At 41.5% G+C, this 12,950-nt stretch carries 11 protein-coding genes; 1 reads left to right on the forward strand and 10 read right to left on the reverse strand.

Features of this window, described 5'->3' with window-relative positions; translation table 11 throughout:
* The first annotated feature begins 9 nt into the window (after nt 1-9).
* Nucleotides 10-1,293, forward strand: a complete 1,284-nt coding sequence (locus tag MKY54_RS22225; RefSeq protein WP_076278407.1) for an extracellular solute-binding protein — start codon at nt 10-12, stop codon at nt 1,291-1,293.
* 73 nt (nt 1,294-1,366) lie between these two features.
* Here MKY54_RS22225 and MKY54_RS22230 read toward each other — a convergent pair whose 3' ends face one another.
* The 10 genes from MKY54_RS22230 to pflA all read right to left on the reverse strand — a co-directional run bounded on the left by MKY54_RS22230 (nt 1,367) and on the right by pflA (nt 12,933).
* Nucleotides 1,367-2,965, reverse strand: a complete 1,599-nt coding sequence (locus MKY54_RS22230) for an ABC transporter substrate-binding protein (protein ID WP_076184178.1) — start codon at nt 2,963-2,965, stop codon at nt 1,367-1,369.
* A gap of 94 nt (nt 2,966-3,059) precedes the next feature.
* Nucleotides 3,060-4,022, reverse strand: a complete 963-nt coding sequence (locus tag MKY54_RS22235; protein WP_235219483.1) for a carbohydrate ABC transporter permease — start codon at nt 4,020-4,022, stop codon at nt 3,060-3,062.
* A 15-nt stretch (nt 4,023-4,037) separates the two neighbouring features.
* Nucleotides 4,038-5,015, reverse strand: coding sequence for an ABC transporter permease subunit (locus MKY54_RS22240; protein ID WP_235219484.1), 978 nt, complete (start codon nt 5,013-5,015; stop codon nt 4,038-4,040).
* Nucleotides 5,016-5,268: 253 nt separating this feature from the next.
* Nucleotides 5,269-5,445 carry a hypothetical protein gene (locus MKY54_RS22245; RefSeq protein WP_339187964.1) on the reverse strand — a complete coding sequence of 59 codons (177 nt, stop codon included), beginning with the start codon at nt 5,443-5,445 and terminating at the stop codon, nt 5,269-5,271.
* Between the two features lie 410 nt (nt 5,446-5,855).
* Nucleotides 5,856-6,647 carry a response regulator gene (locus MKY54_RS22250; RefSeq protein WP_036682908.1) on the reverse strand — a complete coding sequence of 264 codons (792 nt, stop codon included), beginning with the start codon at nt 6,645-6,647 and terminating at the stop codon, nt 5,856-5,858.
* The gene (locus MKY54_RS22255; protein ID WP_076129629.1) at nt 6,625-8,478 is read right to left on the reverse strand and encodes a sensor histidine kinase; all 1,854 of its coding nucleotides are present in this window, start codon (nt 8,476-8,478) and stop codon (nt 6,625-6,627) included. The genes MKY54_RS22250 and MKY54_RS22255 overlap by 23 nt, the downstream gene beginning before the upstream one ends.
* Nucleotides 8,479-8,506: 28 nt before the next feature.
* Nucleotides 8,507-9,337 carry a carbohydrate ABC transporter permease gene (locus tag MKY54_RS22260; protein WP_036682912.1) on the reverse strand — a complete coding sequence of 277 codons (831 nt, stop codon included), beginning with the start codon at nt 9,335-9,337 and terminating at the stop codon, nt 8,507-8,509.
* Entirely contained in the window at nt 9,337-10,221 is an 885-nt protein-coding gene (locus tag MKY54_RS22265; protein ID WP_036682917.1) for a sugar ABC transporter permease, read from the reverse strand. The genes MKY54_RS22260 and MKY54_RS22265 overlap by 1 nt, the downstream gene beginning before the upstream one ends.
* Nucleotides 10,222-10,349: 128 nt before the next feature.
* Nucleotides 10,350-11,756 carry an extracellular solute-binding protein gene (locus MKY54_RS22270; protein ID WP_076129628.1) on the reverse strand — a complete coding sequence of 469 codons (1,407 nt, stop codon included), beginning with the start codon at nt 11,754-11,756 and terminating at the stop codon, nt 10,350-10,352.
* Nucleotides 11,757-12,195: 439 nt separating this feature from the next.
* Nucleotides 12,196-12,933, reverse strand: coding sequence for a pyruvate formate-lyase-activating protein (pflA, locus tag MKY54_RS22275; RefSeq protein WP_036682920.1), 738 nt, complete (start codon nt 12,931-12,933; stop codon nt 12,196-12,198).
* Nucleotides 12,934-12,950: the final 17 nt, after the last annotated feature.

Below are 12,950 nucleotides of genomic sequence, written 5' to 3' on the forward strand. Positions count from 1 at the left end.
GTGTTTCTCTTGAATGTAAATGGTAAGTTGATTACTGTCCTATTAACATTTGGCTTGTTACTTAATACAAGTGGTTGTCAGCTCTCCCCTTCCAAGGAAGATACCGCTTTACAAGACCCGATACAGCTGAACATCTGGCTCACTGCTGGATCAGGTCTTGAGTCGCTCATTGACCAATATCAATCCCAGCATCCCGAGCTAGAGATTCATATTCAGACCTCCACCTCCACGCAGCTTCCAGCCAAGCTACAGACCTCGTTCGCAGCTGGATATAGTTCGCCGGATGTGGCTGCCATTGATATTAGCTATTTAGATCGCTTCAAACAATTTCCTGATTATTTTTATAATCTAAAAACCTTTGAAGCTGACAATCTGAAGGACCAATTTCTGAATTGGAAGTGGCAGGAGGTGCTGGGTAATGATTTTATTTTCGGATTACCAACGGAAATTGGACCCTATGCCATGTTATATCGAACGGATATATTCGCATTATCAGGCCTCCCTACTAAACCAGAGGAAGTGGCTAAAGAAATTCAAACTTGGGATCAATTCCTTGAAGCGGGCACCAAAGTACAGGAGAGAACAGGAAAAGCTTTTGTAAATGACTTGGAGAACCTCTATCTCACCCTTCTACGTCAGTCCAAGCTTCAATATTACAGTCCCACAACACAAGAATTGATCCTCGACAATAATCCAGCGGTCAAACGAGCCTGGGACTTCTCAATTCAAGCCCTTAAGCTAAATCTGTCCGCCAGTATTGCAGTGGATACCCAACGCTGGGGTGCAGGCCTGCTCAACGGAGATTTTGCAGTCATGCTCTGTCCGGCTTGGATGATTGGTCATATCAAGAGCAGTGCTCCAACTGCCAGCGGTTTATGGAATGTAACACAAATCCCAGAAAACAGTGCTAATCGCGGAGGCTCCGTTCTGACCTTACCAAAGACAGGTAATCATCCTGATGAATCCTTTGCTCTTATTAAATGGCTAACCGAACCAACGCAGCAATTGGTTTCTTTCAAGGTACAAGGGGCTTTCCCTTCCACCCCCGAAATCTATGATGACCCAGAGATCCACGATCTGCACGATCCCTATTTTCCTAATTCAGAGCTTGGTCTGACCCTTTCGTCAGCAGCAAAAGCAGTAATTCCGACCTACTACGGCCCTCATCACGCTGACGTGGAGACAAGCATGCTCGAATACTTGACCAAAGCTGAAAAAGGCGAGCTAACTCCTAAACTGGCTTGGACCCTTGCTGTTCAAGCCGCAAAGCAAATAGACAGCTCCTTCCGCTAAGTACTATCATAAAAAGGCTCTCCCCGGCTAAATTAACCTGCCGGGGAGAGCCTTTTTTGAATTCATTTTCGCTTTATTTTTGCGCAGCCAGGAAAGCATCCAGCTGTTTTTGTTTCTCTGCAATAATCTTATCGAGCCCTGCCTTTTTCAGCTTATCAGCATACTTAGTCAGTACGGTATCAGGATCAACAGAACCCGTATCCAAGCTGATGTCGTATTCATCCATTACAGCTTTACAAGCAGCCATTTCAGTCTTCATTGAGGAGGCATCGAAGTTGAAACCAAGCGCTACAGAGGCTTTACCTTTAGAGTTAAAGGCTTTGAATTGTTCCCATTTGTCTGGAGCTTCACTTTCCCACACGGGGTTCAGGAATTGACTTCCAAGCATCCAAGCTGCAGCCGTATTATAATCAGCTGTTTTATCTGTAGCTTTGATCGTATCACCACTTACGACTTCATAGTGCACACCTTTTATACCGAAAACAAGCAGATTGTTGATATCTTTATCTGTGTGCAGAATATCTAGCACCATCATGGCCCGGGCCGGATCACCAGAGGAAGCGGAGATCGCAAGCATAGATCCAGCAGCATCACTTGTAGAAATCGTTGGATCATTGAATGCAATTTGTTTCAGCTTGCCAATCAAGCCGGTAGCGTTAGCCAGCTCACTATCTTTACCCGGTTTAAGCGATTGCACTGTCATAAAGACATTGCCAGCCTTCATTGCATCCTGAGTCGAATTCGTAGCAACAGCTGCGTCTTTGTTAATGTAACCTTTTTTCATATACTCACGAGTAAGTTTAATGATTTCTTTATAACGATCCATCTCAATCATCGATTGAATCTTAGTATCTGAGGAATCTTTAAGCAGAACACCAGGAATGGCAGCATCACCAAGGGTATCGTATTGTGCCATGTATTGTGAGTTAAAGGTCTCACCTTGTTTGAAATACAATGGAGTCAGGTCAGGTCTTTTCTCCTTCACTACTTTGAGAACTGCATCCAGATCTTGAATGGATTTCACATTCGACATATCGATGCCCAGTTCATCCGCAATATCGGAGCGATAGACAACCCCACCTTGTGCAGCCAGCTCCTTGTTTGTAGGAACAGCATAATTCACACCATTGATCGCTGAACCTTTTAAGAATTGTGGATCCAGATTTTTTAGAATCCCTTGGCCGTATTCATTTAGGAGATTACCATATTTGCCGCTATCGTCATTAATCGGGAGATAAGCGCCTTTAGCTGCATTCGTTACGTAGTTCTTCCATTGAGCTGTAAAGATGATATCGAATTTTTCCTGACTCGCAATTTTCAGATTGACATCATTGTCCCACGGACCCCAATCGATCGGTGCGATATCCAATTTGGCGTTGATTTTAGGTTCCAATAACTTATTGATTTCATCTTCTACAGCTTTTTCATCCTTTTGCACGGCACCGACATAAATTAACTTGACGGTATAAGGCTCCAATTCTTTTGCCGGTTCGGCAGTAGGATCCGCGGCTGGCTCATCCGTAGCAGCAGCATTGGTAGCGGTTGCATTTTCGCTTGGAGCAGGTGAAGCTGCTTCATTATTCCCGTTATTCCCACCGCAGCCTGCTAAACTAAGACTCAGTACCATCGTTAGCAATAGTGTCATTAGTGCGCTTTTTCTAACAGCTTTCATATACACCATAACCTCCCTCAAAATATTTATATATGCTGAATCGGCCGTTCACACCTTAGCATAAAGCGGCCGAATTAAGCCATTACAATCATCCTTAACCTTTGACAGCACCCACGGTAAGCCCTTTAATAAAATACTTCTGAAAGAAGGAATATACAAACACGATAGGTCCGATACCAATAACAGCCATCGCCATTCTTACCGTTTCTGTTGGAATATTGATTTCTACACCCTGTGCAGCCAAGGCAGCCATCGCCTGAGGACTTGCTGTCAGGAATTGAACATTCAGCATCGTCTTATACATTAGGTATTGTAAATTGACATGACCTTCGGGTGAGATAAAGATCAAACTAAGGTACCAATCATTCCAATAGGCCAGGGTCTGAAACAAACCTACTGTAGCTAACACTGGCATAGACAAAGGCAAAATAATTTGAACGAAGATCCGGAATTCTGGTGCCCCATCGATCTTAGCAGATTCGATTAAAGCTGGCGGTATGGTATTGGCAAAAAAGGTCCGTAAGATGATAACAAAGAAAGCAGAAACCAGCAGCGGCATAATTAGAATCCATAACGTATCCTTCATATGCATCATTCGCGTGTAGACCAGATACCAAGGCACAAGGCCCCCATTAAACAACATTGTAAAAAACATAAAAAATGAGAAGAAATTACGATGTGGAAAATCTCCACGTGAGATAGGGTAAGCGTACATAGCCATAATGATAAGACTCAGAATCGTGCCTACCACAGTCACAAATAACGAAACGGAAGCTGCATCGATAATTTGCCAATAATCTTTTAACAGAAATTCATAAGAAGAAATATCCCACTTGTTAGGAAAAAAGCTGTAGCCGTTCTGAATAACGGAATTCTCGTCCGAAAACGATACAATAACTACGAGGATCAGCGGCACCACACAAATCGCTGTGTATATCCAAAAGAATATATTAATTAGCAAATTAGATATATTAGATATTTCATTGGGTTGTCTTTGCCGTTTTGTGCGCTTTCCTGTACGCCGTGACGACCCTATTGCTGTTTCTGTCTGGCTCAACACTCCCACCTCCCTTTAGAATAAAGCATCATCTTTACTGATTCGCCGCACTGCTAGATTCGCTAAGAAAATCAATAGAAATCCTACAACAGATTGAACGAGACCCGCGGCTGAAGACATTCCTATATCACCGATTGCGAGGAAGGTTTGATATACATATGTGTCGATAACCTGCGTCGTCGAGTATAACGCTCCTGCATTTCTCGTAACCTGAAAGAATAATCCGAAGTCTGCGTTAAAAATCCTGCCTATCTGCAGCAGCGTCATTACTATAATAACTGGGCTGATTAGCGGCAGTGTGATTTTTCGAATCTGCTTCCATTTAGAAGCTCCATCAATAAGTGCAGCCTCATAATATTCATTATCTATTCCAATAATAGCGGCCATATAAATAACCGTTGTATACCCAATCTCTTTCCATATCTTCACGATTACTAGAATCCCAGGCCAATATTTGGACTGTGAATACCATTCGATAGGATCTACCCCAAAGAACGGGAGTAATGTCTTGTTCATGAACCCATGCTCTGCACTCAGAAAGCCGTATACTAAGTAACTTACGACGACCCAAGAGAGAAAATAAGGGAGAAACATAGCGCTTTGATGGAATTTCGATAGCCATCTGCTGCGCATTTCGTTAAACATAATTGCGAAAGCCAGCGAAAAAAATAGCGTCAGTATAATAAACGCTGTATTATACAATAACGTATTCCTCGTAATGATCCAGGCCGTCTCCGTCGAGATTAAATATTTAAAGTTCGCTAACCCGACCCAATCACTACCCAGAATCCCTTTTTGGTAATTGATATCCTTAAATGCAATTACCGTCCCTAACATCGGTATGTAATTATTGATGATTAGAATCACTATCGCAGGTAACATCATCAAATAGAACACCCAATATTTCTTCATTACTCTAAGAAAATTCGGCGTTCTTCCCCTGCCTGGTTTCTTTACTTCTGACAAGCTGACGGAAGGATTCGTCACACTCATTTTTGGTTCCCCCATTCTCCATCATCCCATTCTTAAGCCCCAATTACTCTTGCTTGCCTAACGTTTTGTGTATCCTCCTTACACTTTAATTAAAACATATGATAATTTATGGGAGTATAGGGAACATATTATATTTCTATAAAAAAAGAGACGATTATCCTCGAAAATCGAGGAAAACCATCTCTTCAGCCTCTAATAGAGGCAAAAAATTTAATTAATCATAGCTTATGTACCTTAATCGCATTTATCACAGCTAAAGGCTGGTTGATAATCTTTTCTCTTCATCACAGCCAAGGCTGGTTGATAATCTTTTCTCTTCATCACAGCCAAGGCTGGTTGATAATCTTTTCTCTTCATCACAGCTAAGGCTGGTTGATAATCTTTTTTCTTCATCACAGCCAAGGGCTGGTTGATAATCTTTTCTCTTCATCACAGCTAAGGGCTGGTTGATAATCTTTTTCTCTTCATCACAGCCAAGGGCTGGTTGATAATCTTTTTCTCTTCATCACAGCCAAGGGCTGGTTGATAATTTCTGCCTTAGATTAACTAGGCAATCAGTCCTTGTGTTCCCAGAGAGGCCCACATCCGCAGGTGTGGGACGGCCCCTATACTACTACGAAGAGGGGTGAGGGAGAAGGAACGGAAAGGAAGTTTGGAACTGTAGGAGCGTAGCGTTCGCCTTTATCCTCGGATTTCAACCGCTAATAGCGGTTTCTAATCAAGAAATCTGAGGATAACAGCGACCGGAAGTCCAAACATTCCTTGGAGCGACGCTAACCTCACCACTCAGCAACAAACATTCCTTGGAGCGACGCTAACCTCACCACTCAGCAGCTAACCTCACTGCACTTCGGTCCGGCATCGGTCGCGATACTCCTTAGGCGACATCCCTGTCTGCTTCTGAAATACCTTGGTAAAATAACGCCGCTCCTGATAGCCAACTCCCGAGCCAATCATCGTAATACTCTTATCGCTGTTAGTTAGCATAAACTTAGCAGCTTCAATTCGTTGTAGGGTCACGTATTCCACGAAAGTCATAGCAAAACGATTCTTAAACAAGAGACAGAAATAACTGCCACTAATCCCGATCTTATTCGCCACTTCCTCAATCCCAATATCAGAATGGAGATGTTCTGTGATGTACTTAGCTGCTTGGTTCATCAGCTGATCCGGTGTTTTTTTGCCAGAATCATCTTCACCTTCAGGGATTTCCTGAAAAATTGGAATGCTATTATACAGTTTATTCTTAAACTGCTTACTACGGATCTTAGCCCCAATCTCCCGTACCTTATTGCCAAGCTCTTCATAATGTATCGGCTTACAAATATACTCTTTAACACCTAGCCGAATCGCTTCCCGTGCATAATCAAACTCCTGATATCCGGTAAGAAGCAGCACCTCGCTATCCAATCCCATCTCCCGCAACTTACCGATAAAAGTTAACCCGTCCATCACTGGCATACGGATGTCACATAACACAAGATCAGGCTGTTTCTCCTCGGCAATACGCAAAGCATCCATTCCGCTTCGCGCCATACCGACAACCTCCATCCCCATCTCCTGCCAAGGCAACACCCTGTTCAGATTATTCAGAATTGGGGCTTCGTCATCAACCAATAATACTTTTAGCATAATGATCTTCCCCCTGCTCGTATTTAGGTATGACACATTGGATAATAGTACCATGACCTGGACTAGAACAGATAAATATTCCGTACCTGTCACCGTATTCAATGCGGATGCGATCTGCTACACTGCGAATACCAAGACCTCTGCGTTCAAGATTCATCCGGTTATCCCGTTCAGCCTTAACTTCTTGCTCCACAGGATCATTCACAATATATTGAAAAATAGCCAACTGAGAAGGTGTAATACCAATACCATTATCTTCAATACGTAAAATCAAATCCCCCTGCTTCTCCCAAACCTTCACAGAAACATGACCTTTGTAATCAATGCCCTCAAATCCATGTTGAATGCTGTTCTCTACAAGCGGTTGTAACGTGAGTTTAAGGATACCGCAACTCATCAATTCATTCGGAATATCGATCTCGTATTCGAACAAATCTTCAAAGCGGAATTTTTGTATATCCAAATAATTGCGTAAATGTTTAACTTCTTCATCCAGCGTAATCTCTTCCCGATCCTGAATGCTGATTCGCAAAATACTAGCCAGCCTGTAGACCATCTCACTAACTTTTTTGCCTTCATTCTGAATAGCGAGAACATTGATTGATTCTAATGTATTGAATAAAAAATGTGGTTTAATCTGTGCCTGCAGAACACGCATCTCAGCTTGATTCTTGCGACGCTGCTCCACATGAATTCTGTTAAACAATCCATTGATTTTATCCATAAGATCATTAAAACCCTTAGCAAGCAGCGTTAGCTCATCATTCCCTTTAACTTCTACCCTAGTGGTCAGATCTCCGTCTTCAACCCGGCGCATAAAACGAACAATGACAGCGATGCCGCCGGTAATCCGGTTCATAAAAAATAAATTGAAGATCACAGCTGCCAATAAGCAAAGGAAAATCACAGCGACGAACCAGCGAGCAAATACTGTAACTTCATGAGACAACGTATCCCAAGAAGTCACAGATACCAGACTCCATGGATAGTCCTTCAAATGATACATGGAAAGAATGCTTTTCTCCCCGTTGTACTCTGTTTTGAAACTCTGAAACCCTTTTTTAAAGGTAATCTCTTTATCCGCGAAAGACTGGAAGTCCTGTCCATCCAGCTTTTGATCTGGGTCAAAAAGAATCATTCCATCATCATTTACAAGCATAAAGGAAACATCCTGATTGCTATCCCCAATTTTTAAATTGCGAAATATGGATTCGAACTCCCAATTCTTGATCTGCACAACTAGGATACCTATGTTCTGAAAGAAGCTCAATTCCTTCACTAGCCGAATTTGTGTAAACACAGGTTCAGTACCCGTAAGCTCGGGATACTCGTGAGGAGCCAGCCATTTCGGCACACCATTTAAGTCCATAACTTCCTGGTACAGATCACTTTTTTTGAATGTATCATAGGGTAGCGTTCGGAAATTTTCCTTGTTAAAAAGCGACACGATTTCAGAGTTACCTCTACCGTTAAAATTGTACAAAAATGCATAACTGATCGATGGATGATTAAACAACAGACTACGGAAATTGCGCTGGCTCGCATTCAGATTCAGTTGCTCAGCATCAGTCAAATCCTGGTTGTTAGGATCATCTGCACTAAGGGCCATATGAAACACCGAGGTAGCAATTCCGTTGTCTGTAACGTTATCCATATCTTTTAATACATTAGAAATACTGTAACTAATCGCTTTAAGTGAGTATTCCGACTGCTGGCTGTACTTTTTTTCAATAGAATTATAAGTCACAAAAAACATAAGCATGCCTAGAATAAATAAAGGAATGATAATCAGGCCCAAAAATGCCGTAAATAATTTATAGCGCAAATTCATCGGCTAGTGCTCCTGACTGAGAATAAAGTTATCCTTTTACGCCGCCCGCTGTCACACCTTCAATAATCTTCTCCTGAAGAATTGCATAAATGATAATTACCGGCAGTACGCTGAAGACGATACCGGCTGACATTTGTGCATAGTTCATCTGGTATTGATCCCGGAATTGGACCATACCTACTGGAAGCGTTCGCAGCTCGTCATTCGACAGGAAGTAGTTAGCTAGCAAGAACTCGTTCCAATTTCCCAGGAAATTAACAATGAATACAGTAACCATAGCCGGAACCGTTAGAGGTACAATAATTCTAGCAAAGATACCCGGTGCCTTCAAGCCATCCATGACCGCAGCTTCTTCTATTTCTCTAGGTAAATTTCGCATAAATGCTGCTAAAATAATGATGGTAAATGGAATCGCATTGGCGATATAAGGAATGATCAACGCCCAGTGGGTGTTCAGTATTCCTAACTTACGTACAATCGTATAAATCGGCAGCATTAAAGCATTATTCGGGATGAGCATTCCTACTAAAACCAGTGAGAACAAAATAGTATTCCATTTCCCCTGACGCATCCGCGTAACCGCAAAAGCAAACATAGACGCAAGCAGAATGGACACTACAGAGGCAAGGATCGAAATGTACAAACTGTTGAAAAAGTAAGTACTAATCTTGGCATTTACCCAAGCCTCCACGTAGTTATTGAAGACGAATTCCTTTGGGATGCCAAAAGGATTAAGCGCAATCTCATTATTATCCTTTTTCACAGATGAGAATAATACGAATAGGAAAGGAAACAGGATCACTAACAAATAGAATAAAAGGGCAATATGTGGCAGACTCTTTTTCAGGGCGCGTGGCATCAGTATTCAATCCTTTCTGTACGACGTGCAATCAGCAGCTGATAAAGGACTGTAACCACCAGTGTAAACGCAAAGATCAGGACAGCGATGGCATTTCCGTATCCATACTTAAAGTTCGTGATCGCATATTTAATCATGTATGTTGCCATTACATCGGTTGAACCTGCCGGTCCACCTTTAGTCATAACAATGACGATATCCGCAGCCTTCATTGCTCCAGCAATCGATAGCATAATTACAACCGAGATGATTGGTACGATTAGTGGAAGCGTGATACGAGTAGCGCGTTGAAATCCAGTTGCGCCGTCAATGGCTGCAGCTTCATCCAATTCACCAGGAATAGCTAGAATCGCCGCTAGGACCATAACGATATAAAATCCAGTCCACTGCCAAGCATTCGTCAACAAAATAGAAAGCATTGCAAATCTTTCATCTGACAGCCAGTAAATAGGATTAATTCCTACTAGACTAAGGAGCTTATTAAAAAGTCCAATGTTGGGCTCATAGATAAACCCCCAGAGAATACCGATAACCGCTGTAGACATAATGGAAGGCATAAAGACTGCTGTCTTATATAAGCCCTTTAACTTCTTCACATTAGAAATTAATAACGAGAAGAATACGATCAACGGTACCTGTATACATACGGAGAAAAGAATAAACCAACCGTTGTTTTTAACGGATATCCAGAATCGTTCATCTCCTAGTGCTTTCTCATAATTACTTAATCCGGCTGATTTAACCGTCTCCGATACACCGTTCCAACTAGTAAAGCTGTAATAAATAGAACTAAAAATGGGGTAAATGAAAAACATCGTGAACAATATCAATGCTGGAAGAACGAAAAGGAAAAATACCACTGGATTTCTTAATGCTTTATTCATGACTACCTCCGGTTGCTTTGACATCTGGCGAATAGTGAATGCTTCAGATCAAGTGCAAACACATATTTTCTTTGATTTTAAAAATGTACCCTGGATTTAGCACCAGGGTACATTCAGTTTGCAGCTATTTATTCAACTGCTGCGTTTGCTTCTTCTTGTACCTTTTGCAAAGCTTCGCCCATTTTCTCAGGAGTCGTCTGATCGCCAATCAGTTTTTGAATTTGAATGTTACTGATTTCTGTAGTTACATCAGCTTGAACAAGAGAGTCAAATGCTGGGAACGAAGATTGTGAGTTGTTAAGTACACCTACGATTTCGCTCATCAGATCATCAGTAATATTCTCATTCAATACGTTTTGGTCAATCTTCATTGCTGGCAATACACCATCTTCAACAAGTCCGCGCAATTGCATTTCTTCATTAAATAAGTTTTTAATAAAAGATTTCACAGCAGCCAATTGACGTGGATCTTTCTCAGCAGATGCAGAGAAACCATAACCATTGTTCACATCGCGCATCAATGCAGTTTGGTCACCCGCTCCGCCTTCAACTGCTGGGATGTTGAAGAATCCAACTTTACCGATCAAACCTTCGCCAGATTGGCCCGTTTTAAATACGGAAGATTTCCAAGTACCATCATACAGCAGGATCGCTTCACCACTAGTGAATTGTGTTGTGTATTCAGCATATTCAAAGCCAAGTTCGCCTTTTTTGAAGTAGCCTTTATCAACCCATTCTTTGTATTTCGCAAATCCTTTTACTACATTTGGATCAGACCATTTAGCTTCGCCTGTTGCAAATTTAGCAGTTACATCCGGACCTGCATAACGTGACCACAGGTGGTTAGCTAACATAAGTGGTACCCAACCAGCTTTGGATGCACCAGCCAAAGGTACTTTTCCATCAGCCTTGATATCAGCCAATTGTTGTTCCAATTCAGCAAATGTTGTTGGAGCCTTCCAGCCCTTGCTTGTATAGTATTCTTTGTTATAGAAGAAACCTTCACCAGAACCACCGATTGGCAATCCATAGATTTTTCCTTCATAAGTGAAAGGATCAAGATTTGAGAATTTATCCTTAATTCCAAGTTCCTCAAGGATTGGAGTCAGGTCAAGTAATTTACCTTCTTTAGCATAGATCTTGGAGTCAGGGCTGCCGAACAGATCGAAGATTTCCGGTGGATTACCCGCAGCCATTTCACCACGCAATTTTTCTTTACGGTTTACATCTGAATCTACCCCATCGAGTTTAAAGGTCAGACCCGGTACATCCTCTTGTACTTTGTTAACTACTTCTTCGAGAATAGCCAGACGTTTCTGCTTGTCTGCACCGATTTGAGTGTGACGAATCGTCATTTCAAATGGCTCGTTATTTACCGGTTCTTCTGTTGCTGGAGCATTTGTAGCGGCTGAGTTAGTCGCGGTAGCGTTTCCATCTCCTTTGTTAGAAGACGCATTGTTGTTGCCTCCGCAACCAGTCAGTAAAGCTGATGATACGAAAATCAGGGACAATAGCAAAGTCATACTTTTTTTCATTTCTTGTGACCCTCCCTATATATTGATGTGCTTTACACTTCTTATTATAGAAAACAGACTTCATTATCGTAAGGTTAAGATTCATCCACTATAGGGATAAAAATCTCTAATGTAAGCGGAATCAACTACACGATAAGTTATATTTTATAACATTAAAATGTTAATTCGCTTTATTCATTTGTTTTTCTCATCACAAAAGTTTGTTTCTCTTTAAAAACATTTAATTAAAATATAAAATTAGTCATATTACCTGACATATTCATTTATTATCTACCCCATAAACCACGTGTAACTATAGCATGTCTTTATTAGGAATAATATAAAATCCCCCCTCAGAGGAGCTTTAACCCCTCCCTTTTTACTTCCTCATAACAAAAAACCGCACCTTCAGTGATGATCAACCACTGAGGGTACGGTCTCTCTTAAAAATAGATTTCTATTATACCAATGCCGTTTGCTTACGACCTTCTTCGACCAAGCGGTATGCCCGTTGCACTTCTTCTTCTGTTGGAGAAGGTACTCCATCCAGTTCATAAGCTTTGCCGAGCATTTCCCATTTATAGATACCCATCTGATGATAAGGTAAGATTTCGAATTTCTCGACGCCATTTAAGGTTCCAATATAACGACCTAAGTTAATGAGATCCTCTTCACGATCATGAATACCAGGAACATATACATGTCGGATCCACATCTTACGATTATGGTCTGAGAGCCAGCGTGCAAGCTTCAAAGTTCGATCATTGGATTTACCGGTTAATTTGATATGCGCTTCTTCATCAATATGCTTCAGATCAAGCATAACCAAATCTGTTACATCCAATAAGTCATTAATCTTGTCACCTTCGTTGTAACCATTACTGTCTAATGTGGTGTGCAAATTCCAACGCTTCTTCACTTCCGTAAATAACTGCTTTACAAATTGCGCCTGCAAGGTTGGTTCTCCACCGGATACAGTTAACCCGCCACCGGATGAACGATAGTAGTTTATATATGGCTCGATTTCCGAAAGCACTTCTTCTAGAGTCATTTCTTTACCTTCATCTAAAGCCCAGGTATCAGGGTTATGGCAATACTGACATTTCAGCAAGCAGCCTTGCATAAATAAGACAAATCGAATACCAGGTCCATCAACGGTTCCAAAGGTTTCCAAAGAATGTATGCGACCTTTAATCATAGGATGTCATCCTTTCG

Origin of the sequence: Paenibacillus sp. FSL P2-0121 (genome assembly GCF_037975345.1) — a bacterium.
Lineage (GTDB): Bacteria > Bacillota > Bacilli > Paenibacillales > Paenibacillaceae > Paenibacillus_AQ > Paenibacillus_AQ odorifer.